Source organism: Streptomyces sp. NPDC032161, assembly GCF_040636995.1.
Classification (GTDB): Bacteria; Actinomycetota; Actinomycetes; order Streptomycetales; family Streptomycetaceae; genus Streptomyces.
Genome location: NZ_JBEZVN010000005.1, coordinates 98,615 through 122,707 on the forward strand (window position 1 = coordinate 98,615; position 24,093 = coordinate 122,707).

Consider the following 24,093-nt stretch of genomic DNA (forward strand, 5'->3'; position numbering starts at 1 on the left):
CTCGGCCTGCCCGTACCCGGCCCCCACCCCTGCTTTGTCCCGGCACGGGAAGAAGTTGGACGAGAACGCCGCACAAGGGCTTTCCGGTCCGGACGAAGAGGTCTACCGTCCAAGGCATGTCCATGACATAACTGTTCGTCAGGTGCCCCACGGGCCCCGGACGACGCGCGCGGCAGTCCCGCGCAGCACGGCACGGCAGCACTCGCCCGTACCACCGGCATTCTCCGGAGGACACTCGTGCACCGAACAAGAGCCAGAAACCGGAACGGAACGCGGCTCCGCGTCCGCAGGACCCTCGCGCTGCTCACCGGCGGCCTGCTTGCGGCGACCACCCTGACCCTGGGCGCCTCGCCCGGAGCGGCCGCGAAGGCGCCGGCGGCACCGGCCGCCGCGGACACACCGGGCGCTCCGGCGCACGCGGCGGCGACGGCCGCGGCCGAGGGGCTCCAGCAGGTCACCCTCGCCAAGGGCGCCGCCGAGACCGGCGAGCCCATGACCCTCGCCGTCCTCCCCGACCGCAGTGTGCTCCACACCTCGCGCAACGGGGAGCTGCGCCTCACCGACAGCGGAGGGAACACCCGCGTGGTGGGCGCCGTGCCCGTGTACTCGCACGACGAGGAGGGGCTCCAGGGCGTCGCCGTGGACCCGGACTTCGACAGGAACCGGGCCGTCTACCTCTACTACGCGCCGCCGCTGGACACCCCCGCGGGCGATGCCCCCGAGAACGGCACGGCCGCCGACTTCGCCCCGTTCGACGGCGTGAACCGTCTCTCCCGCTTCGTCCTCAAGAGCGACGGCACCCTCGACAACGCCAGCGAGAAGAAGATCCTCGACATCCCGACCTCACGCGGCATGTGCTGCCACGTCGGCGGTGACATCGACTTCGACGCCGACGGCAACCTGTACCTGTCGACCGGCGACGACACCAACCCGTTCGCCTCCGACGGATACACGCCCATCGACGAACGCCCCGACCGCAACCCGGCGTTCGACGCGCGGCGCAGCTCCGGCAACACCAACGACCTGCGCGGCAAGATCCTCCGCATCAAGGTCGCCGACGACGGCTCGTACACCGTTCCGGAGGGGAACCTCTTCCCGCCGGGCACCGACAGGACCCGCCCCGAGATCTATGCGATGGGCTTCCGCAACCCGTTCCGCTTCTCCGTCGACAGGGCCACCGGCATCCTCTACGTCGGCGACTACGGTCCCGACGCGGGCGCCGCCGACCCGAAGCGCGGTCCGGCCGGGCAGGTCGAGTTCGCGAGGGTGACCGGACCGGGCAACTACGGCTGGCCGTTCTGCACCGGTGCCAACGAGGCCTACGTCGACTACGACTTCGCGACGAAGACGTCCGGCGCGGCCTTCGACTGCGCCGCCCCGAAGAACACCTCGCCGCACAACACCGGTCTCGTCGACCTGCCGCCCGCCCAGCCCGCCTGGATCCCGTACGACGGCGGCTCCCTGCCCGACTTCGGCACCGGCTCCGAATCCCCGATGGGCGGACCCGTCTACCACTACGACGCCGCCCTCGACTCGCCCGTGAAGCTCCCGGAGGCGTACGACGGGCAGTTCTTCGCCGGGGAGTTCGGCCGCCGCTGGATCAAGGCCGTGGCACACGACGCCGACGGCACCGTCCGGTCCATCAACCCCGTCCCGTGGACCGGGACGCAGGTGATGGACATGGCCTTCGGACCCGACGGGGCGCTGTACGTCCTCGACTACGGCACCGGATGGTTCGGCGGGGACGAGAACTCCGCCCTCTACCGCATCGAGAACGCGGCCGGCGGACGCTCGCCCAACGCCGTGGCCTCCTCCGACAGGACCTCCGGCCAGGCGCCGCTGAAGGTGCGGTTCTCCTCGGCGGGCACCGTCGACCCCGACGGCGACGCCCTGACCTACGCCTGGGAATTCGGCGACGGCGGCACCTCGACGGCCGCCGACCCCACGTACACGTACCGGAAGAACGGCACCTACACGGCCACCGTCACCGCCAAGGACCCGACGGGACGCACCGCTGCGGCCAGTGTCCACATCACGGTCGGCAACACGGCGCCGAAGGTCGAACTGAAACTCCCCGGGGACGGGCAGCTGTTCGCCTTCGGTGACGACGTGCCGTTCCGGGTGACCGTCACCGACCCCGAGGACGGCACCATCGACTGCGCCAAGGTCGAGGTCCGCTTCGTCCTCGGCCACGACAGCCACGGCCACCCCATCACCACCGTCAACGGGTGCTCCGGCACCATCAAGACCGCCATGGACGGCGGCCACGACCCCAACGCCAACATCTTCGGGGTGATCGACGCCTCCTACACGGACGGCGGAGGCGGCGGTCAGGCCCCCCTGTCCGGCCACGACCAGTCCCAGCTCCAGCCGCGCCACCGCCAGGCCGAGCACTACTCCGCCTCGTCCGGCATCAAGGTCTACGACAAGGCGCCCGCCCACGGCGGCAAGACGGTCGGTGACATCCACGACGGGGACTGGATCTCCTTCAAGCCGTACCTCCTCGGCGACTCCAACCGGCTCACCGCCCGCGTCTCCTCCGGCGGCAGCGGGGGCTTCCTGGAGGTGAGGGCGGGTTCGACGGCCGGCACGATCCTCGGCTCCACCCCGGTCCCGGTGACCGGCGGCTGGGAGACGTTCCAGGACGTCGACGTACCCCTGCGCAACGTGCCCAGGAAGGCCACCGAACTCTTCCTCGTCTTCAAGGGAGGCGCCGGGGCCCTCTACGACGTCGACGACTTCGAGCTCGTCCACAGCACTCCGGACAGGAACGCCAAACGGGTCCTGGTCTTCTCGAAGACGGCCGGCTACCGCCATGACGCGATCCCCGACGGCGTCGCCGCGCTCAGGCAGCTCGGCGAGGACAGCGGCATCACCGTCGACGCGACCGAGGAGGCGCGGCAGTTCACCACCGCCAACCTCGCCCGGTACGACGCCGTCGTGTTCCTGTCGACCACCGGTGACGTGCTCGGCGCCGACCAGCAGAAGGCGTTCGAGAACTATGTGGCCACCGGCGGCGGCTACATGGGCGTCCACGCGGCGGCGGACACCGAGTACGACTGGCCGTTCTACGGGGGACTCGTCGGCGCGTACTTCTCCTCGCATCCCGCGATCCAGCCCGCCACCGTCCGCGTGGAGGACCACGAGCACCCGGCCACCGCCCACCTCGACGACGAGTGGAACCGCACCGACGAGTGGTACAACTACCGCACCAACCCGCGTGGTCAGGCCAGGATCCTCGCCACGCTCGACGAGACCACCTACACCGGCGGCACCATGAAGGGCGACCACCCCATCACCTGGTGCCAGACCTACCAGGGCGGCCGGTCCTTCTACACCGGCCTCGGCCACACCAAGGAGTCGTACGCCGAGCCCGCCTTCCGTCGGCTGCTCCTCGGCGGACTGCGCTACGCCTCCGGCCAGGTGAAGGCCGACTGCAAGCCCGACACCGGCTACCGGACGATCTTCAACGGCAGGACGCTCGACGGCTGGAAGCAGGCGGGACCTGGCGGATTCGACGTCGTCGACGGCGAACTGCACTCCGTCGGCGGCATGGGACTGCTCACCTATCGGGCCAAGGAACTCGGGGCGTACTCGCTCAAGCTCGACTGGAAGATGAGCGGCGACGACAACTCCGGGATCTTCGTCGGCTTCCCGGAATCCGACGACCCCTGGTCCGCGGTGAACAACGGCTACGAGATCCAGATCGACGCCACCGACGCGCCCGACCGCACCACGGGGTCCGTCTACACGTTCAAGGCGCCGAACACCAAGGCCCGCGACCGCGTACTGCGCCCGCCCGGCCAGTGGAACAGTTACGAGATCAAGGTCCTGGGCGAACGCCTCCAGGTCTTCCTGAACGGGGTGAAGATCAACGATTTCACCAACACCGATCCGGCGCGGAGCCTGAAGAGCGGATACATCGGTATTCAGAACCACGGTGCCGACGACCATGTGTCCTTCCGTGACATCCAGTTGAAGGAACTGCCTGCGGCGTAGCACGGCCGCCGGTCGGTCAACCGGCGCCGGAAGCAGGTCGGTTCGTCCTGACACCAGAGTCCGGTGACCAATGCCGCGGGCGGACGGTGGGCGGGTGCGAGGGAGCCCCGCCCGCCGTCACCGCCGCGTCCGTCCCGTCCCGTTCCCTCCGTCCCCATCCCCATCCCTGTCCCTGCCTCTGTCTCATCTCCCTCTCTTCCCGTCCCCGCCCCGCCGCACCTCGTCGTACAGCGCGCTCCGCCCGGCCCAGCCAGGACCCCGACAAGGGAGGCAGCCCGTGTCAGCACCCGCCGTACGTACCGGAGTCTGGTTCGTCGGAGCACGCGGTTCCGTCGCCACCACGGCCGTGGCGGGCCACGCCGCGGTCGCGGCGGGGCTCCACCCGGCGATCGGCATGGTCACCGAGACTCCACCGTTCGCCGACAGCGGGCTTCCCGCCCTCGGCTCGCTCGTCTTCGGCGGACACGACACCGCCGACCGCCCGTTGCCCGAGCGGGCCGAGGCGCTGGCCGCCGGGGGCGTGCTGCCGCACGGGCTCCCGGCGGCGGTTCACGACGAACTCGCCCGGGCGGACAAGGAGATACGTCCCGGCGGCCCCCTGCCCGGCGACACCCGCGGCGACGAGGAACTCGTCACCGCCTTCGCCGCCGACCTCAAGGACTTCGGCCGCCGCAACGGCCTGGCCACAACGGTCGTGATCAACGTCGCCTCCACGGAGCCCGTCCCGGACCCCGCTGACCCGCGGCTGCCCGCCAGTTCGCTCTACGCCGCCGCCGCGCTCCGGGCCGGTTGTCCGTACGTCAACTTCACCCCTTCCACCGGGCTGCGCCACCCCGCCCTCCGGGACGCCGTCGCGGACTGCGGAATCCCGCACACGGGCCGCGACGGCAAGACCGGCCAGACGTTGCTCCGTTCCGTGCTCGCTCCGATGTTCGTGCAACGAGCCCTGTCCGTACGGGCCTGGTCGGGCACCAACCTGCTCGGCGGCGGGGACGGCGCGGCACTCGCCGACCCGGGCGCGGCCGAGGCGAAGAACGCGGGCAAGGAACGTGTCCTCGCCGATGTCCTGGGCACCGCCCCGGAGGGCGGGGTCCACATCGACGACGTACCGGCGCTGGGGGACTGGAAGACGGCCTGGGACCACATCGCGTTCGACGGATTCCTCGGGACCCGCATGGTGCTCCAGACCACCTGGCAGGGCTGCGACTCCGCACTCGCCGCACCACTGGTCCTGGACCTCGCGAGACTGGTGGCGCGTGCCCACGAAGGAGGGCTGACCGGACCACTGCCCGGGCTCGGCTTCTACTTCAAGGACCCGGACGACGGACCCGCCGCGCTGTTCGAGCAGTACGGACGCCTGCTCGCCTTCGCCGACACCCTGCGGGGGCCGCGGTGAGCGCCCGCGCCTGGGCGGAACTGCTGCGGGTGTCGGCGCTGTTCACCGTCCCCGGTGACGCGCTCGCCGGGGCGGCGGCCACCGGACGGAGTCCCGGCCGGGGCACCGCGCTCGCCGTGGGCGCCTCGCTCTGCCTGTACGAGGCGGGCATGGCGCTCAACGACTGGGCCGACCGCGAGGAGGACGCCGTCGACCGCCCGCACCGCCCCCTGCCCTCGGGGCGCATCGCCCCCGGTGCGGCCCTTGCGGCGGCGGGTGCGCTGACGGCCGCCGGACTCGGACTCGCGGCCCGGGCCGGCCGCCCCGCCCTCGTGGTCGCCACGGGACTGGCGGCGACCGTCTGGGCGTACGACCTCCGGCTCAAGCACACCCCGGCCGGACCTGCGGCGATGGCGGCGGCACGCGCCCTCGACCTGCTGCTGGGAGCAGCCGCCACGGCCACCGCGACACCGGGTACGACAGAGCAGGGGCGGCGTCCGGCGGGTACCGGTACGGGCGCACGCGCCGGCTCACGACCGTGCTCCGGCCCGAACGCGGACAGCGGCGCGGTCACGGGCGGGCCCACGGCACCGCGTCCCGGCGGCTTCGTCCGGGACGGTGGATCCCTACACGTCGGTGGCTCTGCCGGGGCTGGTGGTCCCGTACGGGCCGGTGGTTCCGCGCAGGCCGGTGGCTCCGTACGTGTCGGTGGCTTCGCGAGGGCCGGTGGTCCTGTACGGGCCGATGGTTCCGTACGTGTCGGAGGCTTCACGGGCGTCGGTGGTTCCGTACGGGCCGCCCTCCCGGCCGCCGGACTGCTCGGGGCGCACACCTACGCCGTCACCGTCGTCTCCCGGAACGAGGCACGGGGCGGCGCCACCGCCGTCCCCCTCGCCGCGCTCGCGGCCACGGCGGCACTCGGCGCCACGGTCCTGCGCGACGGCCGCGAACGATGCGAACAGCCAGGGGTCGTGGGCCCTGCCCCGCGCGCCGGGCGGGCCACGAACCCGCTCCCGTTCACCGCGCGCGGCCCGGCCCAACGGCAGCGACCGCACCGCCCGTCCCCGCCCCCGGCGCCCGCCACCCGTCTTCTCCTCACCACGCTCACCGGGGCGTATCTCCGCACCGCCACCGGCCCCCTCCTGCACGCGGCCCTCAACCCGTCCCCACCGCTCACCCAGCGTGCCGTGGGCGCCGGTATCCGCGCGGCGATCCCGCTCCAGGCGGCTCTCGCCGTACGCGCCGGGGCGGCCGGCACGGGCATCGCCGTCATGGGGCTCGTCCCACTCGCCCGCGCCCTCGCCCGGAAGGTGAACCCCACATGACGATCCGTTTCGGCTACGGCACCAACGGGCTCACCGACCTTCGCCTCGACGACGCCCTCGCACTCCTCGCCGACCTCGGATACGACGGCGTCGGCCTGACCCTCGACCACATGCACCTCGACCCGCTCGCCCCGGATCTCGCCGCACGCACCCGGCGCTTGGCGGCCAGGCTCCAGGAACTCGGCCTCGGCGTCACCGTCGAGACCGGCGCCCGCTACGTCCTCGACCCCCGCCGCAAACACGGCCCCTCCCTCCTCGATCCGGATCCCGACGCCCGTGCCGCCCGCACCCGGCTGCTCGTCCGGGCCGTCGACGTCGCCGCCGACCTCGGCGCCCACGCGGTCCACTGCTTCAGCGGCACCATGCCGCTGGGCACCGCCCCCGACACCGCCTGGCGGCGCCTCGCCGCTGCCCTCGCTCCCGTCCTGGACGCCGCCGACCGGCGCGGCATCCCCCTCGCGATCGAACCGGAACCCGGGCACCTCCTCGCCGCCCTCGACGACTTCCACCACCTCCGTGCCCTCACCGGCGATCCGGAACCGCTCGGACTCACCCTCGACATCGGCCACTGCCAGTGCCTGGAAACCACCCCACCCGCCGACTGCGTCCGCGCAGCCGCGCCCTGGCTGCGGCACGTCCAGATCGAGGACATGCGACGGGGCATCCACGAACACCTCCCGTTCGGCGAGGGCGAGATCGACTTCCCGCCCGTGCTCGACGCGCTCGACGTGCTCTCGGACGCCGGATACCGCGGTCTCACCGTCGTCGAACTGCCCCGCCACTCCCATGCCGGTCCCGAACTCGCCCGCACGTCCATCGAGTTCCTCCGCGCACACGGCCCGTCGAGCCGCTGACACCACCGAAAGGAGCAATGCCGTGCCGACGAACCCCCCGATGACCCCGAGGGGTGCAACGAACCCGACGGATCCGACGAGCCCGACGGACGCGTCCTCCCCGGCGGTCCCGCCGGCCGTGAAGGTGTCGGAGACGATGTCGCTCCCGGCCCCGCTGCTGACCCGCGAGGAACTGGGCGCCCGGCTCGGCGGGGCCGCGCGCGCCTGGCTCGACGAGGCCCTCGCCGAGGCCGGGCACGCCGCCGCCCACGAGGACGCCGAGCAGCCCGTCGGACCGTACGGCGCACCCCCGTGGGAGCTGCGGTACGCCGCCGCCGGCCGGAGCTGCGGACCGGAGCACGCCGACTCCGTACGTGCCCTGCTGCTCGTCGAGGCCCACGCCGCCCTGCCCGTCGTCACCCGGCTCTACGAACAGGGCACCGGAGCCGAGCGGCGCGCCGTCCTGCGCGCCCTTCACCTGCTGGACCTCGGACCCACCGCCCTCCCGCTCGTCGAGGACGCCCTGCGCACCAACGACACCCGGCTGATCGCCGCGGCCGTCGGCCCGTACGCCGCCGCCCACCTCGACGCGCACAACTGGCGCCACGCCGTCCTCAAGTGTCTCTTCACCGGCGTCCCCGTGGACGCCGTGGCCCGACTGGGCCGCCGATCCCGTGGGGACGCCGAACTCGCCCGCATGCTGGGCGACTTCGCCGCCGAACGCATCGCGGCCGGCCGTGACGTCCCCGCCGGTCTCACCCGCGTTCTCGGCCTCACCGCCCCCCGCCCCCGGCTTCCCGGCGCCACCGCCCCCACGGAGGAGTCCTGATGCGCATCTTCGACCCCCACATCCACATGACCTCCCGTACCACGGACGACTACCGGGCGATGTACGACGCGGGCGTCCGCGCCCTTGTGGAGCCCTCCTTCTGGCTCGGCCAGCCCCGCACCTCGCCCGCCAGCTTCCTCGACTACTTCGACGCCCTGCTCGGCTGGGAGCCCTTCCGCGCAGCCCAGTACGGCATCGCCCACCACTGCACGCTCGCCCTCAACCCCAAGGAGGCGAACGACCCCCGCTGCACCCCCGTCCTGGACGCCCTGCCCCGCTACCTCGTCAAGGACTCGGTCGTCGCCGTCGGCGAGATCGGCTACGACTCCATGACCCCGGCCGAGGACACCGCCCTCGCCGCCCAGCTCCAGCTCGCCGCCGACCACGACCTGCCCGCCCTCGTGCACACCCCGCACCGTGACAAGCTCGCGGGGCTGCACCGCACCCTCGACGTCATCCGCGAGTCCCACCTCCCTGCGGAACGGGTCCTGCTCGACCACCTCAACGAGACGACCGCCAAGGACGCCCTGAACAGCGGCTGCTGGGCCGGCTTCTCCATCTATCCCGACACCAAGATGGACGAGGACCGCATGATCGCGATCCTCCGGTCCCACGGCACCGAGAGGATCCTCGTCAACTCGGCCGCCGACTGGGGGAGGAGCGACCCCCTCAAGACCCGCAAGGTGGGCGACGCGATGCTCGCCGCCGGGTTCGGCGAGAACGACGTCGACCGGGTGCTCTGGCGCAACCCCGTCGCCTTCTACGGGCAGAGCGGCCGCCTCCGGCTCGACACCGCCGCCCCGCCGGCCCTCCACGAGGGCAACTCCATCCTGCGCGGCGGGGAGTGAGGCGATGCGCTTCCGCCACCCCGACGGCTCCACCGTCCACCTCGCGTACTGCACCAATGTCCACCCCGCCGAAACCCTCGACGGCGTGCGCGCCCAACTGCGCGACCACTGCGAACCCGTCCGGCGCCGGCTCGGCCGCGACCGCCTCGGCATCGGCCTCTGGCTCGCCCGGGACGCCGCCCGCGCCCTGATCGACGACCCGTCCGAACTGCGTTCCCTGCGCGCCGAACTCGACCGCCGAGGACTGGAGGTCGTCACCCTCAACGGCTTCCCGTACGAGGGCTTCGGCGCCGACGAGGTCAAGTACCGGGTGTACCGGCCCGACTGGACCGACCCCGAGCGGCTCGCCCACACCACCGCCCTCGCCCGCCTCCTCGCCGGGCTCCTCCCCGACGACGTCACCGAGGGAACCATCTCCACCCTCCCCATCGCCTGGCGCACGCCCTTCGCGTCCGACCCCGAGGCCGCCGGTCTCGCACACACCGCCCTCACCACCCTCGGGGAACGCCTCGACGCCCTCGCCGAACTGACCGGCAAGTCCGTCCGCATCGGTCTCGAACCCGAACCGGGCTGCACGATCGAGACCACCACCGACGCCCACACACCCCTCGCGGCCATCGGGCATCCGCGCATCGGCATCTGCGTCGACACCTGCCACCTGGCCACCTCCTTCGAGGACCCCGAGACCGCCGTCGACGCACTCGACGCCGCGGGCATCCGTGTCGCCAAGGCCCAGCTCTCCGCCGCACTGCACGCCGAACACCCCCACCTCCCCGAGGTGCGCTCCGCGCTCGCGGCCTTCGCCGAACCCCGCTTCCTCCACCAGACCCGCACCCGAGCCGCCACCGGAGCCCTGCACGGCACCGACGACCTCGACGAAGCCCTCACCGGCCCGGCCCTGCCTGACCGCACACCATGGCGTGCCCACTTCCACGTCCCCCTCCACGCACCGCCCGCGCCCCCTCTCACCCCCACCCTTCCGGTGCTCCGCTCCGCACTGACCCGACTGGTCGGCGGCCCGCGCCCCCTCACCGCCCACCTGGAGGTCGAGACCTACACCTGGCAGGCGCTCCCGGCCGCCCTGCGCCCCCGATCCCGCGCCCAGCTCGCCGACGGCATCGCCGCCGAACTCGCCCTCGCCCGCGACCTCCTGTCCGACCTCGGCCTCAAGGAACTCCCATGACCTCGGCCGAGACACCCCGCACCGCCGCGCCCACCCCTCTTCTCGTCATCGATGTCGTCGGTCTCACCCCGCGCCTCCTCGATCACATGCCCCGCCTCAAGGCCCTGGGAGGCTCGGGCACCAGCGCCCCGCTCGGCACCGTGCTCCCCGCGGTCACCTGCGCCGCCCAGTCCACCTTCCTCACCGGAACCACTCCCGCCGAGCACGGCATCGTCGCCAACGGCTGGTACTTCCGCGAACTCGGCGACATCCTGCTCTGGCGCCAGCACAACGGGCTGGTCGCCGGGGACAAACTCTGGGACGCCGCCCGCCGCGCCCACCCCGGCTACACCGTCGCCAACATCTGCTGGTGGTACGCGATGGGCGCCGACACCGACATCACCGTCACCCCCCGCCCCGTCTACTACGCGGACGGCCGCAAGGAACCCGACTGCTACACCCGGCCACCCTCCCTGCACGACGAACTCACGGACAGATTCGGCACGTTCCCCCTCTTCCACTTCTGGGGCCCCGGCGCGGACCTCGTCTCCTCCCGGTGGATCATCGATGCGACCCGGTACGTCCTCGACACCCGCCGACCCGACCTGGCGCTCTGCTACCTCCCGCATCTCGACTACGACCTCCAGCGCCACGGCCCGGACGATCCCCGCGCCCACCTGGCCGCAGCCGAACTCGACCGGGCCATGGCACCCCTCCTGGACGACGCGCGACGCGAGGGCCGCACCGTCGTCGTCCTCTCCGAGTACGGCATCACCCGCGTCGACCGGCCCGTCGACATCAACCGGGCCCTGCGCCGCGCCGGACTCCTGGAGGTCCACACCCAGGACGGCATGGAATACCTCGACCCGATGGCCTCGCGCGCCTTCGCCGTGGCCGACCACCAGATCGCACACGTCTACGTACGCCGCCCCGAGGACCTCGCGGCGACCCGCGAAGCCCTCCAGGGCCTCCCGGGCATCGAGCGGCTCCTCGACGACGAGGGCAAGAAGGCCAACGGCCTGGACCATCCGCGGTCCGGGGAACTGGTCGCCGTCGCGGACCCGGACGCCTGGTTCACGTACTACTACTGGCTCGACGACGCCCGCGCGCCCGACTTCGCGCAACTCGTCGAGATCCATCGCAAACCCGGCTACGACCCTGTCGAACTCTTCCTCGACCCCCAGGACCCGTACGTCCGGATCAGAGCCGCGACCGCCGTCGCCCGCAAGAAACTCGGCATGCGCTACCGCATGGCGGTCGTACCCCTGGACCCGTCACCTATTCGAGGCAGCCACGGCCGCCTCCCCATGAGCGACGAAGAAGGACCGCTCATCCTGTGCTCCACCCCCCACGCGTTCACCGGACCCGTCCGGGCCACCGAAGTGAAGTCCCTGCTCCTCGAACTTGCCGGACTGCACTGACAACGCCCCCGTCCCGCGAAGGAGTTCCCGCATGAGCCGCCGTACCCCCGCCGATCCCGAACTCGCCCGCAGACTCGGCAGACGTTCCGTGCTCGGCGTCGCCGCCGGGGCCACCGCCGCCGCACTGCTCGGCGTTGCCGCTCCGGGCGCCACCGCCCTCGACAAACCCCACGGCGATCCGCTGATGCCGCCCGGCCGCCTCGGAATCCAGCTCTACACGCTCCGCGACAAGGTCGCGACCCTCGGTTTCGCCAAGGTCTTCGCCGAACTGGCGGCGTACGGCTACGACGAGGTCGAGTACGCCGGCTACACCCAGGGCTCGGCCGGCGCCATCACCCTCACGCAATTGAGGAGGCTCGCCCACGACCACGGGCTGCGCGGCATAGGCAGCCACGTCGGCTACCACGACGACAACAACCCGAACGCCTACACCTTCGCGCAGAACCTCACCAAGGTTCTCGACGACGCCCAGGCCCTCGGCCTCACCCACATAGGCACCGCCTCCGGCCCCTTCCGCTACGGATCGACGGTCGACGCCTGGAAGCGCGCCGCCGAGGACTTCAACACCTACGGGGCGGCGGCCAGAGCGCGCGGAATGAAGTTTTACCAGCACAACCACGCCGAGGAGTTCTCCTTCGCCACCGACCGGCCGGACGTCCGCCTGTACGACGTCCTGCTCGCCGAGACCGACCCCGACCTGGTCTTCCTGGAAATGGACATCTACTGGGCCCACGTCGGCCGGTTCCGGTTCGGCAAGCGGCCGGACGGCACTCCTGCCCCCTTCGACCCGTTGGGATACGTACTGAAGCAGCCCGACCGCTACCCGCTCTTCCACGTGAAGGACGGCGAGCACGACGAGGCGGCCCGCGACGGCTACCGCATGGTGGACGTCGGTGACGGCGACATCGACTACAAGCGGTTCCTGGACGCCGTCACCAGGACCCTTCCCCAAGCTCTCGGTCCCGCTCGAGCAGGGGAGACCCCGTCCGGCCGCCGCGACCACCACTGGCAGGTGGAGCACGACCAGCCGATCATCGACTCCTTCACCACGGCCCGCCGCTCGGCCGCCTACCTTCACGCCCTGCGCCGAAAGGGCTGCTGACCGTTGCGCGTGCCGGGGCTCCTCCGTCGCCCCGATGCCGAGGGAGGAGCCCCGGCGCCGGCGGACCGGCGCATCCCCGCGCGTGTCACCATGCGCATGCGCACGGACGCGGTGCGTACGGTCGGCGGTGCGACGGTGCGCACAGGGGCCCGGGGAAGCCGCCGCACGGCACTGACCACCGGAAACGTGGGTGAGGGGCACCCTGAACCCCTGGTATTGTTTTCCATGTCGCCGCGGGAAACCGGGGCCGACCGCCTGGTCCGGGTGGCGGAATGGCAGACGCGCTAGCTTGAGGTGCTAGTGCCCTTTATCGGGCGTGGGGGTTCAAGTCCCCCCTCGGACACCAGGGTCGATCGACCAAATGAAGCTGCTCAGAGCGACAGAATGCCGCTCTGAGCAGCTTTGTTGTTTTTCTTGAGTTTCGCGGAGCTCCACGCGGTCCAGACGGCCTTCCGGCCCGCCGCCCCCGGCATCAGTCGACGGCTGTGCCGCCGGCGTGATCGCGGGCGTGGTTCTGCTGGGCCTCGCCACCAGGGGGCGGGCGGATCTTCCCGCTCGGGCCGCAGGGCAGGAATCCTCGATCGCCGCTGTGAATCGCGGACGACTGGTCTGCGCGGTCGTCTTCGCGGTCCCCGGCGCGATCAACGCGCAGGGCGCACGACCGATGGGCCGCATTCCTCTTCGGGGGCCATTACGTGTGCGCGCTGATGCGGACGGTGCGGATCCTGGTGAACCGTCGACAGTGCCGACGGCCCCTCGTCCTACCCATCCCTCCTCGTGCCCGGGGCGCGCCCCGCGCGTAGGCCGTGCGTGCCACGATGTCGGCTCCTCAAGACAGATCCGTATTCTGTGCCCGCGGCAGGCCCGGTCGGTGCGAAGCCATCCAGTCCGTGGCCGCGCCCGACGGGGATCTGTCTGGATGAGGTAACGCACCATCAGTAACCCCCGGCGGCGGTTGCTTTGGCTTGAGTGTGACGTAGCGTTGCCCCTTTGGCGGTGTTCGGAAGAACGCCGCAAGGCATCGTTGTGCCCTCAGTCATGGGGCACCGAGGGGTATTTGGGATGAAGCTCTGCTTCCTCGTCGAAGAGCTGTACCGGCATGACAGCATGCCGCTTGACGTGGTCCGGCGACTGAAGTCGTGGGGACACCAGGTGGACGTGGTGTGCCCCGGCGGCTCACTACTGCGGATCTCGGAAGAGGTGCGGGCGGGGACCCATGACGCGTGGGTGCTCAAGACCGTGTCCGGCGGCCCCGGGCTCACCGTGCTGGAGGCCGCGGCGGCTGTGGGCCTGACCACGGTGAACGATGCGCGGTCGATCCGGGCGGTGCGCGACAAGGTCCTCACATCGGTCATCGCGCGACAGCACGGGCTGCCGGTTCCGGTGACCTATTCGGCACCGAGGGCCACGCTGTTCGCAGCTGTTCCCGAGGAGCTCTTTCCCCTGGTGGTCAAGCCCGCCGACGGGAGTTCGGGGCGCGGGGTGCGGCTCGTGTCGGACCCCGGGCGGCTGGCGGAGACGGAGCAGGCGGGGGAGGGCCAACTCATCGCGCAGCCCTACGTGTCCAACTCCGGCTCCGACCTGAAGGTCTACTGTCTCGCGGGCGAATTCCACGCGACCCTGCGCCGCTCCCCGCTCCACCCGGACGGGCCGCTCGACGAGGGAGCCGTCCCCCTGCCCGTCGAGGTGGCCGCAGCGGCGGCGAAGGTGGGAGCGGTCTTCGGCCTCGATCTGTACGGCGTCGACGTGGTGCTCGGCCCCGACGGCCCCGTGATCGTCGACATCAACGACTTCCCGAGCTTCCGCCAGGTGCCCGGCGCCGTATCCCGGTTGGCCGGAGCCGTCCTCGACCTGGCCAGGACGGGCGGCGCCGCCAGGACGGGCGTGCTCGCCCCCGCTCCGCGCATTCCCGCGCAGCCGCAGATCTCCCATGGACTGCCTCATCCGCACCCCGTCCCCGGCCCCGGAACGGACATGCTGGCAGCCGTGCCGGGAGCCGCCCAGATATGAGGGTGTGTCTGCTGACCGACAAGCCGGATCATCCACTGCTCGCCGGGGCCTCTTCCGCACTGATCGAGGCCGGGCACCGGGTGACGTTCCTGAACCCGGACACCGGAACCGGATCCCCGTCGGAACTGGTGACCCCGGACGATCTCGCCGACGTCTACCTCCTCAAGGCCCATACCCCCCGGGCACTCGTACTGGCCCGATTCATCGAGGCACACGGCGCCCGGGTGGTGAACTCCGCCGCCGCGACGGAGCTGTGCCAGGACAGGAGCCGGACGGCCGCCGTGGCGGAAGGCGCCGGGCTGCCGATGCCCAGGACGAAGACCCTGGACGCGCTGTCCGAAGCCCTCCATGGAGCGGAGCGGCCGGAGAGCGGCTATCCGCTCATGGTCAAGAGCCGCCACAGCCGGCGCGCGGACCTGGTCGCCCGCGTGGACGGTCCGGTCGAGCTCCGGGACCTTGCCGCCAAGTGGTCCGACGAGCCCGTCGTCCTCCAGGAGTTCGTCGCGAACAGCGGCTGGGACCACAAGCTGTGGGTGATCGCGGGCGAGGTGTTCGCGGGGGTGCGCCCCGCACCCGTGGGCGCCCCGCCGGACGGTGCGCAGTCCGCGCCACTGGTCCGTGACCTGCCGCAGTCCTGGACCCGACTCGCCCTCCGCACGGGAGAGGTCTTCGGCCTGGACGTCTACGGTGTCGACGTGCTGGACCGCGAGGGGGCGCCCGTCGTCGTCGACATCAATGCCTTCCCGGGCATCCGCGGACCGAAGGGCGCCCCTGCGGCGCTGGCAGCCCTGGCACTGCGATGCTCCCGACCCGGCCCTCCCGCCTACGGAGCCTGACACACCCCGGCCTCCACCAGGAACTCGCGGAGAACCGCGCTCGCTTGACGCTCCCACTCTCCGTGGCGTGCCGTCAGAAAGGGCCCTTCCAGCGCCACGCTCGGCCGGTGGACACCTCATCGGCGGCGCACGCGGCTGGGGCGGGCATTGCATACCGCCCCAGCCGTCGCTCCCCAGCTCGCTCTTCCTGGCCCAGGACAAAGGAGAAGTCGCTGGTCGCAGGATTGTTTCGGTTGGCCGCCACCACCAGCGAAGACCCCACTTCATGTGGGGTCTTCCTCATGTCCGGGCAGTGGTGCGACCCGCCTCGCGACCACCGATCCGGCGAACCCCCGGGGCGGCGCGGGCGCCGTCAGCTCCGGGTGGCGTACACGATGAGGTTGTCCACGGGGTGGCCCTCGGCGTCGAAGGCGCCGTCGCAGGTGATGAGGCGCAGGGCGCGCTCGTCGGTGGCGCCGTAGACCTTCTCCGTCGGGAACGCCTTCTTGCCGACGGTCTCGGTGCCGGTGACCCGGAAGTGGAGTTCCGCGCCGCGGTCGTTGCGGATCGCGATGTCCGCACCCGCGGCGATCTTCTTCAGGTCGTGGAAGACGGCCTTTCCGAAGCGGGTGTCGTTGTGCCCGATGAGAACGGCGGCGCCGCGTTCGCCCGGGGCGGGGTTGCCGGTGTACCAGCCGACCATCATGCCCTTCTCGGCGGGCGGTACCTCCACGGTGCCGTCGGCGTTCAGTCCGAGCCGCATCACGTCACTGTCCACGCCGATCGAAGGGATGCTCAGATGGATGGGACGGGCGGCGGTGACCGTCCTTCCAGGGGTCTTCGTGTTCTCGGAGCCCGTGTTCCCGGCGGAGTCGGCCGCTCCCGGGGCCGTGGCGGGGTACGCAGCGTCGCGGGCGGTCGACGGGGCGTCCGTACCGCCCGAGGAGCAGCCGGCGAGAGCGAGACAGACGAGCGCCGGAAGCATGGCGCGCCGGAGCGGCACGAGGGCACGGAACATGGGGGCTCCAGGGCGGGTGACGGGGAGGCAGGACGGTGGGAAGGGGGAGTGGCGCCGCCCCGTCCGGGACGGGGCGGCGCCGGATGCGTGGACCGGGGCGGCGCCAGAGCGCTTGGCGGTCGTCGTGCGCGGTCGTACGCCCCGCGCGGTGGCTGCCGTACGTGACGCCCGCCTCGACGGTTCGTACCGGACCGACGGGGTTCCTATTGCCCCGACGGTCCGGGACCGCCGTGTGCCGGTCCGCTCAGTGGATCAGCGGCCCGGCTGCGCGGCGGCGCGGCGGCGCAGCACGAGCGTGCCCGCTCCCGCCACCAGAAGGGCGGCCGCGGCCGACCCTGCGAGGACGGTGGTGTTGTCGTCGGAGGTGGCGACCGGCCGCTCACCCGCGGCGACCCCGCCACGAGGCACGGCACCGCGGGGCGCCGGCGAGGACTCCCCGAGATCGATCTTACCGACGGGCTTGGATGCGTCCTTGATGAGGACGGGGCTCTCGGACGTGCCCTTCCCGGTGGTCGAGGCGGACGGCGACGCCACCGGCGCCGAAGAGTCGGCGAAGGCGGCGGCGGACGGGACGAGTACCGCACCGGCCGCGACGGCGGCGAGGACGGCGGTACGCAGGGTCGAGCGATGGCGCATGCAGTGGACTCCATTCCGTATCGGCCCCGGCCATGCCGGGCGCTGGACCGCACCGCGCGCCGGGGCATGACGACAGGCTGGCGTGGACTTGTGAAGAAGCTGTCAGACCGGTGTGGCCATCGCATCAGGTCCGCCGCGCGTCGTCCGGCCCGTCGGTCCCTGTCACCACGCCGGGCCCCCGGCCCCGTGCGTCCCTCCCTCCGGCTCGGGCTCCGTTGCCGCGCCGGCATCCGTGTCCGTGTTCGTGCGCCTCTCCATGCCCGCGTCCGCCTCCGCGTCCGTGGGATCGGCCGGCAGTCGCAGTGTGAACACCGAGCCCTGCCCCTCGACGCTGCTCGCGTCCACCGTTCCGCCGTGCGCCTCGACAAGCCTCCGTACGATCGCCAGGCCCAGCCCGCTGCCCCCGGTGCGCCGGTTGCGGGACTTCTCGGCGCGCCAGAAACGGTCGAAGACATGTGGCAGATCACCGGCCGCGATGCCGCTGCCCGTGTCGACGACGTCCACCACCACCCGGTCCCCGGCCTCCGACACGTACGCGTGCAAGGCCACCCGCCCGCCCTCCGGGGTGTGACGCACCGCGTTGGAGACCAGGTTGCCGATGGCCTGTCGCAGTCGCACCGGGTCGGCCGTCAGCCCGGGGACCGGGGCGTCCGCGGCCGTGTCGCGGACCGTCAGCACGACCCCGGCGGTCTCGGCACGGCCCTGATGGGCCGCGGCGACCTGTTCCAGCACGTCTTCGATGCGCACCGGCTCGGGGTGCAGCCGCAGCACGCCCGCGTCGGCGGCTGCCAGGTCCTGGAGGTCATCGATGATGTGCTGCAACTGCACGGCCTCCGTGTGCAGCGAGGCGATGAACGCCGGATCGGGCTCGGCCAGTCCGTCCTGCGCCGCCTCCAGCCAGCCCCGGATGTTGCTCAGCGGGGTCCGCAGTTCATGGGCGACGTCGCTGACCATGTCCTTGCGCTGTTCCTCCAGGCGGGCCCGGTGGGCGGACATGTCGTTGAAGGCCGCGGCGAGCCGCCCGATCTCGCTGTCGTCGGTGACCCGCACGGGCGCGGACTCCTGCCCGTCCCGCATCCGCTGCGCGGCGCCGGTGAGGGCCCGCAGCGGGCTCACGAGCCGGGCGCCCGCGAGCATCGTGGCGCCGACCGTGAGCGCCAGGACGAGGGCGGCGGCTCCCGCGATCTTCGCGGTGTTCGACGGGGAGAGCGCGAAACCGGGCACGGTCGTGTCGTTCGCGTCGCCGATGAACAGCATCGCGGGCGAGGCGACATGGGAACTGAGCTGCTCGCGACGGGCCGTGCCCACACAGGAGGCCGTGGCGCGGTCGTCGTCGCCGGTACGCACGCCCGGCACGGGGGCGGCCGCCTCCGTGGTCAGGACGATCAGTGGCGGTTCGGACGGCTGCGCCCACGTCAGGTCCAGGTTGAGCCGCACGCCCTCGCGGCCCTGCCGTACCAGACAGGCGTTGGCGAGCCGGTTGAGCGCCGTCAGCGCCTTCCGCTCGGTCGCGGTCGGCCGGTCCAGTTCCTCGGCCGCGCACCGCGTGCCGTGGACCTCGTTCGAGTCGTTGCCGACCACCTCCACGCGCGGGCGTCCGCTGGGCCCCCGTACCACGTCCGCCGCGACCCCGAGCCGGCTCATACAGACCGTGCTGCGTTCGGCGGCCCGCTGCAGAACGGCGCGTTCGGACGCCGGCAGCCGGAACGGGCCGACCGCGCGCGGATCGATCCGGTCGGCCGCGCTGCCCGCCACGCCCACCGGCTGGGACAGGGCCGTGTCCACGGAGAGCGGGTCGACGACCGCCGACGCCTGGGGCGGCAGCGCGGGCCGGGACGGCGCCGTGGCGGAGTCCGCGAGGAGCCCGCGCTGTTCCGTCGTGAGCGCGATCCGCCGGCCGGACCGACGCGCCAGGTCGCGCACGGTGGTCTCGACGCCGTCCCACGTGGGGTGGGTGGCCGCGTATCCGAGAAGGGTGTTGTAGATCCTGGCGTCGGCGGTGAGGTTGCGCCCCTGCTCCTGCTTGATGGCGCCGGACGTGGTCTGCACGGCCAGCCACGCGGTCGCGGCCACCGAACAGGCCGCCACCAGTGCCGATACGGCCAGCAGACGGCCGAACAGGCTCTTGCGGAGCGGCAGCCGGTCCGGCCGGACGCGATGTCGGGCCGCCTCCGGGCGACGGACGCTCGCGCCGCGGCCCGGGTTACGACGGCGCACGGGAAGCGCCTCTCGCCGGGTCGGTCAGCTTGTAGCCCACCCCGAAGACGGTGAGCAGCCGGGCGGGCCTGCGCGGTACGGGCTCGATCTTCTTCCTCAGGTTCATGATGTGCACGTCGACGGTCCGGAAGCTGATGTACCGGTCGAAGCCGTGCAGTTCCTCCAGGAGCCGCTGCCGGGAGAAGACCCGTTCCGGCTCGGCCGCCATGGCGGCGAGGATCCTGAACTCGCCACGGGTGCACTCCACGGACCGCCCCTCCACCGACACCTCGTGCCGGACCGGATCGACCGTCAGCGCACCCACCCGCAGCACCTGATCCGCGGCGGTGTCCACGGCCGCCGCCCCGCGTCGGCTGCGCCGCAGCAGGGTCCGCACCCGCGCCATCAGTTCGCGCGGGCTGTAGGGCTTCGTCATGTAGTCGTCCGCGCCGAGGTCCAGCCCCAGCAGGAGGTCGTCCTCGGTGCTGCGGGCCGTCAGCATCAGCACCGGTACTTCCCGGTGCTCGGCGCGCAGTACGCGCACCACGTCCAGGCCGTCCGCCCGCGGCATCATCACGTCGAGCACCAGCAGATCGGGCTCCCGGTGCCGGACCTCGGCGAGGGCGGCGAGCCCGTCCGCGACGACCCGGACCGAGTGCCCCTCGTGTTCGAGATAGCGGCGTACGAGCTCCGCCTGCTTCTCGTCGTCCTCGGCGACCATGACGTTTGCGCACACGCGGACGATCGTAGACGAGCCCCGACAGCCTCCCGCGGGGCTCTCGTCCGGTACGGTCCCGGTCCGCGGACCGGTGGACCCGGTCGCGGCGGCCGGGACTCCGGCTCACGGAACGCAGCGGGACCGCGACCGGGACCGGGAGCCGACGGACGCATCACGGGTAAGGACCGGAGGACCGGTCGATCCGGGGCGACGTCCGCGGCCCGGCGCGACGGCGGCGCGGGACCCGCCTCGACGCCGCCCGGCCCTCGTGACCCCGTGCGCCTCCCCGGGGCGTCAGCGCGCGGACGCGACCACCGGGTAGTGATCGGACAGGTTGGTGTACGTGTAGCTCCTGCCCCAGCTGGTCACCGTCCAGGGCGCGCTCCGCTCCTCGATCACGTCGTTGGTCCACCCGGACGGCTTGGCGTGCCCGGCGCGGTGAAGCACGTGATCGAGGTCCTCGCGCGGGTCGTCCGGGTAACGGTCGGCGGCGATGGAGTTGTCCCGGGTGTCGAACGAGTACGGGTGGCCGGTACGGGCGTCGGCGGCGGTCAGTCCCGCGTCGGAGAGCATGGACGCGTACTCGGAGGAGTGCGAGTCGACGTTGAAGTCCCCGGCCACGACGACCTGTTCGGACGCGGGGATGTTCTTCGCGTCGAGGAAGGCGTCGATCTGCTTGAACTGCAGACTGCGCTTCGCGGCCGCCTCGCCCGCCCCGCAGCCGGGATCGGTCGACTGCGTGTGCGTGCCGACGACGTGCACCGGGGTGCCGTTGACATTCAACTCGACATAGGCGAAGCCCTTGTTGGACCACCAGTCGCTGCCGCAGGCGTCCTTGTAGATGTACTGCTCCTTGCGGACGACGGGCCACTTGCTCAGCACCGTGACGCCGCCGTCCTCCGGGGTGACCGCCGAGTACGCCCCGCCGGTCGCGTCCCAGCCGCTCCTGCTCCGCCCCACCACGGGGGTCTGGTACGGGTACTGGGCGGACGCGTTGCGCAGCAGGGCGTCGGAGGCCGAGTTGTCGAACGCCTCCTGGAGCACCACGACGTCATTGCCCTGGAAGAAGGAAGCGTTGGGTATTTCCGCGGCCCGGTGGTCCTGTCCCCAGTTGGGGTAGAGGGTCTTGCTGAAGACGAACGCGTTGTACGTGAGGACGCGCAGCGACGGGGTGTCCGCCGCCGATGCCTGCGGTGCGTTCGCGGCGAGCGCGACCGCGGCGAGTGCGGTGGCCAGAGCCACGCCGGAGGCGCGGCGGACGGTGGAGTGCGGCACGGAGTCTCCCGGAGCGGAATGAGGGTGGGAAGTTGCCGTCGCCCATCAAAGCAGGGCGAGTTACCCGTGGGTAGACAGTGGATGCCGGGAGTCTTGCCGGAGCACCACGAATGAACGGGGGCGTGGGGGAGTGCCGGGCGTGCGGCGTGTGAACCGCTGCGACGGACCGTCCGACGGGTGCTCAGGGCCCATCCGTACGGGCCGGCCTCCGGGCGCCGCGGGGCGGTCCCGCTCGGCGCGCGCACGGCTGATGCGCGTCGATGGGGGCGAACACCGCGCGCTCTCCGGGGGATACCGGGCCGTGTGACGCTAACGTGGGTCCGCACGGTGACGGCGGCGGTGCCGGGGAGGGCGTACCGCGCGGAACACCGGGAACGAGGAGTGCGCGACATGCTGGATCCCACATCGGTGGCGGCGATCTCGGCGGTACTCGGTGCGATCGGCGCGGGAATGGCCAACGAGGCCGGGAAATGGGCCTGGGAGTCGACCGGCGGCGTCGTGCGCAGGATCGTCGGCAGGGAGGTCGCCGCGCCCGTCGCCGCGGACGAACGTGACGACGTGGCCCGCCTGATCCACGAACGGATCCGCACCGACCCGCAACTCGCCGGCCACTGGTCCCTGTTCGCCGCGCGACTGCCCGACGGTCCGCGCCCGGTCAGGTCCGCCGGATCACACCTTCCCGCCTCCATAAGGTTCTTCACGGACCGCAAGGAGGCGATGAGGCGGCTTCACCGGGAGGCGTCCCGCCGTGCCGACGGCAGGCCCCGGCTGGCCCTGGTGCACGGCCCCGACGGAATGGGCACCAGCACCCTCGCCGCGCACTTCGGCTCACGGCACGGCCGCCTCTTCCCGGACGGCCGGATCTACGCGGACCTCGGCGGTGGTGGCGTCGGGAGCGTGCGTGACACCGGCGCCGTCCTGCGCGCCCTGCTGCGTCAACTCGGGGTGCGCGACGAGGACATGCCGCCCGCCACCGACCTGCTCGGCGAGTTCTTCCGCCACTGCGTGACCGACCGCAAACTGCTGGTGGTGCTCGACCACGCGCATTCCGCGGCACAGGTCAGGCCCTTCCTCACCTCGGCCCCGGGTGTCTTCACCATCGTGGTGGCCGGGGCACCGTTCCCCGGCCTCGACGCCCTGCGGGTCCCCGTCGGACCGTTGACGGACAGGGACGCGGTGCGGCTGCTCACCGACATCACCGACAAGTCCACCGTCGCCGCCGCTCGCGCCACGCTGCCGTCGCTGCTCGAACGCTGTGGTGGGTCGCCCTACGCGCTGCGGGCGGCGGCGGCGCGGCTCTCCACGGCCCTGCCGCCCACGCCCGCCGCGGTGGCGGACGGCGATCCGGTGAGAGGCGCGGCGGACGACGCCTACCGGCTCCTGGCGCCGGAGGCCGCCAAGCTGTACCGGCTGATGGCGTTGCGCGGCTGGCCCGCCTTCGACGCCGATGTGGCCGCGCGGACCACCGGCCTGGACCCGGAGGCCGTCCCCGGCCTGCTGGAGGACCTCGCCGACAGGATGCTCCTGGAGCGCGTCCTCGGCGGAAACGGAGACTGGCGCCACCACTACCGCCCGGGCGTCCGCGCGCACGCCGAGACCGCGGCGATCCGGGAGGACGGCATCGCCGCCTGCTCCGCCGCTCTCGGCCGCGCGCTGCTGGCCTACGCGGAACGGGCATCGGCTGCCGCCCACCAGGCCCTCCCGGAGAGCTGGCGTGTCCCGGCCCCCGCCGACGACGGGAGCGGGCGGCGGTACGAGGACAGGGGCGCCGCACTCGACGCGCTCCTCGCGGAAACGGGCAATCTGATCGAGGCCGTTCGCTGCGCGGAGGAGTCGGACGCCCCGGAGACCGGCGTACGGCTGTGCCGCGCGCTGTGGCCGGTGCAGCTCAAGGCGGGACACCACGAGACGCTGCTGCCGGCCCTGCGCACCGGTGCGCGACTGGCCGACGCCCACCTTCCGGAGAGCACCCACGCCGGGGCGCTGCACGCGCAGCTCGCGCACTCGCTCACCGAGTTGGGGCGCTGGGAGGAGGCGGAGACGGAGGCGAGAGCGGCGGCGCGGGCCGAGGAGGCCGCCGGTCACAAGCGGGGGCAGGCCTCGGCCGTCGAGTTCCTGGGCCTGTTGAGGCTGCGTCAGTGGCGGTACCAGGAGGCGTACGAGTGCTTCGACCGGGCCGCCGGCATCCTGGACACGATGGACGCGCGGGACGAGGGCGCGGCCGACCGGCCACGCGCCGCGGCCCTGCTGGAACGCCACCGCGGTCGGGCCCTGCGAGGGCTCGGACGCGGCGAGGAGGCCCGGCGGCGGCTGGAGACCGCGCTGAGCCACTTCCGGACGGCCCGCGACACGTACAACACGGCCCGGACCCTCACCGACCTGGCCGAGACCTGGCTGGACGGCAATGACGGCGACGCGGCGCTGCCCCTGGTCGACGAGGCGGTCGCGACCCTCGAAGGCCAGCGCGCCGAGTACCACGTGGCCTACCTCCGGCGCATGCGGGAGCGCTGCGTCGCCGGGTGACGCACCGG

At 72.3% G+C, this 24,093-nt stretch carries 17 protein-coding genes and 1 tRNA gene; 13 read left to right on the top strand and 5 right to left on the bottom strand.

All coding sequences use genetic code 11. The annotated features are described in order from the left end of the window. The first annotated feature begins 237 nt into the window (after positions 1-237). The 12 genes from AB0E67_RS14695 to AB0E67_RS14750 all read left to right on the top strand — a co-directional run bounded on the left by AB0E67_RS14695 (position 238) and on the right by AB0E67_RS14750 (position 15,740). Complete coding sequence (locus tag AB0E67_RS14695; protein WP_362025816.1) at positions 238-3,999, top strand: ThuA domain-containing protein; 3,762 nt, start codon at positions 238-240, stop codon at positions 3,997-3,999. Between the two features lie 277 nt (positions 4,000-4,276). Beyond that, positions 4,277-5,395, top strand: coding sequence for an inositol-3-phosphate synthase (locus tag AB0E67_RS14700; protein WP_362025819.1), 1,119 nt, complete (start codon positions 4,277-4,279; stop codon positions 5,393-5,395). After that, positions 5,392-6,699, top strand: a complete 1,308-nt coding sequence (locus tag AB0E67_RS14705) for a UbiA family prenyltransferase (RefSeq protein ID WP_362025822.1) — start codon at positions 5,392-5,394, stop codon at positions 6,697-6,699. The genes AB0E67_RS14700 and AB0E67_RS14705 overlap by 4 nt, the downstream gene beginning before the upstream one ends. Beyond that, the gene (locus AB0E67_RS14710; protein ID WP_362025825.1) at positions 6,696-7,553 is read left to right on the top strand and encodes a sugar phosphate isomerase/epimerase family protein; all 858 of its coding nucleotides are present in this window, start codon (positions 6,696-6,698) and stop codon (positions 7,551-7,553) included. Before AB0E67_RS14705 ends, AB0E67_RS14710 begins: the two co-directional genes overlap by 4 nt. 136 nt (positions 7,554-7,689) lie before the next feature. Next, positions 7,690-8,361, top strand: coding sequence for an EboA domain-containing protein (locus AB0E67_RS14715; RefSeq protein WP_362025828.1), 672 nt, complete (start codon positions 7,690-7,692; stop codon positions 8,359-8,361). Then, positions 8,361-9,209, top strand: coding sequence for a TatD family hydrolase (locus AB0E67_RS14720; protein ID WP_362025830.1), 849 nt, complete (start codon positions 8,361-8,363; stop codon positions 9,207-9,209). Before AB0E67_RS14715 ends, AB0E67_RS14720 begins: the two co-directional genes overlap by 1 nt. 4 nt (positions 9,210-9,213) lie before the next feature. Beyond that, entirely contained in the window at positions 9,214-10,392 is a 1,179-nt protein-coding gene (gene eboE / locus AB0E67_RS14725) for a metabolite traffic protein EboE (protein ID WP_362025833.1), read from the top strand. After that, on the top strand, positions 10,389-11,792 hold the full coding sequence (locus AB0E67_RS14730) for a nucleotide pyrophosphatase/phosphodiesterase family protein (protein WP_362025835.1): 1,404 nt from the start codon (positions 10,389-10,391) through the stop codon (positions 11,790-11,792). The genes eboE and AB0E67_RS14730 overlap by 4 nt, the downstream gene beginning before the upstream one ends. A 31-nt stretch (positions 11,793-11,823) precedes the next feature. Next, positions 11,824-12,894, top strand: a complete 1,071-nt coding sequence (locus AB0E67_RS14735; RefSeq protein ID WP_362025838.1) for a sugar phosphate isomerase/epimerase — start codon at positions 11,824-11,826, stop codon at positions 12,892-12,894. Positions 12,895-13,152: 258 nt separating this feature from the next. Next, positions 13,153-13,240, top strand: a tRNA-Leu gene (locus AB0E67_RS14740). Between the two features lie 716 nt (positions 13,241-13,956). Next, positions 13,957-14,904: an ATP-grasp domain-containing protein gene (locus AB0E67_RS14745; RefSeq protein ID WP_362025839.1), complete on the top strand. Its 948-nt coding sequence runs from the start codon at positions 13,957-13,959 to the stop codon at positions 14,902-14,904. Next, a complete protein-coding gene (locus AB0E67_RS14750) occupies positions 14,901-15,740 on the top strand; it encodes an alpha-L-glutamate ligase (RefSeq protein ID WP_362025842.1) in 840 nt (279 codons plus the stop codon). The genes AB0E67_RS14745 and AB0E67_RS14750 overlap by 4 nt, the downstream gene beginning before the upstream one ends. 352 nt (positions 15,741-16,092) lie before the next feature. Here AB0E67_RS14750 and AB0E67_RS14755 read toward each other — a convergent pair whose 3' ends face one another. From AB0E67_RS14755 to sph, 5 genes are all read right to left on the bottom strand, one after another. After that, the gene (locus tag AB0E67_RS14755; protein ID WP_362025845.1) at positions 16,093-16,737 is read right to left on the bottom strand and encodes a class F sortase; all 645 of its coding nucleotides are present in this window, start codon (positions 16,735-16,737) and stop codon (positions 16,093-16,095) included. 252 nt (positions 16,738-16,989) lie between these two features. After that, positions 16,990-17,373 (bottom strand): sortase-dependent protein, encoded by a 384-nt coding sequence (locus AB0E67_RS14760; protein WP_362025847.1) that lies wholly within the window; start codon positions 17,371-17,373, stop codon positions 16,990-16,992. A gap of 162 nt (positions 17,374-17,535) precedes the next feature. Then, positions 17,536-19,512 (bottom strand): HAMP domain-containing sensor histidine kinase, encoded by a 1,977-nt coding sequence (locus AB0E67_RS14765; RefSeq protein WP_362026444.1) that lies wholly within the window; start codon positions 19,510-19,512, stop codon positions 17,536-17,538. 64 nt (positions 19,513-19,576) lie between these two features. Further along, positions 19,577-20,305: a response regulator transcription factor gene (locus AB0E67_RS14770; protein ID WP_362025850.1), complete on the bottom strand. Its 729-nt coding sequence runs from the start codon at positions 20,303-20,305 to the stop codon at positions 19,577-19,579. Between the two features lie 276 nt (positions 20,306-20,581). Further along, positions 20,582-21,562: a sphingomyelin phosphodiesterase gene (gene sph, locus AB0E67_RS14775; RefSeq protein ID WP_362025853.1), complete on the bottom strand. Its 981-nt coding sequence runs from the start codon at positions 21,560-21,562 to the stop codon at positions 20,582-20,584. Between the two features lie 390 nt (positions 21,563-21,952). On the opposite strand from sph, the gene AB0E67_RS14780 reads away from it, so the two are divergent. Beyond that, positions 21,953-24,085, top strand: coding sequence for a tetratricopeptide repeat protein (locus tag AB0E67_RS14780; protein WP_362025856.1), 2,133 nt, complete (start codon positions 21,953-21,955; stop codon positions 24,083-24,085). The last annotated feature ends 8 nt before the right edge of the window (positions 24,086-24,093 follow it).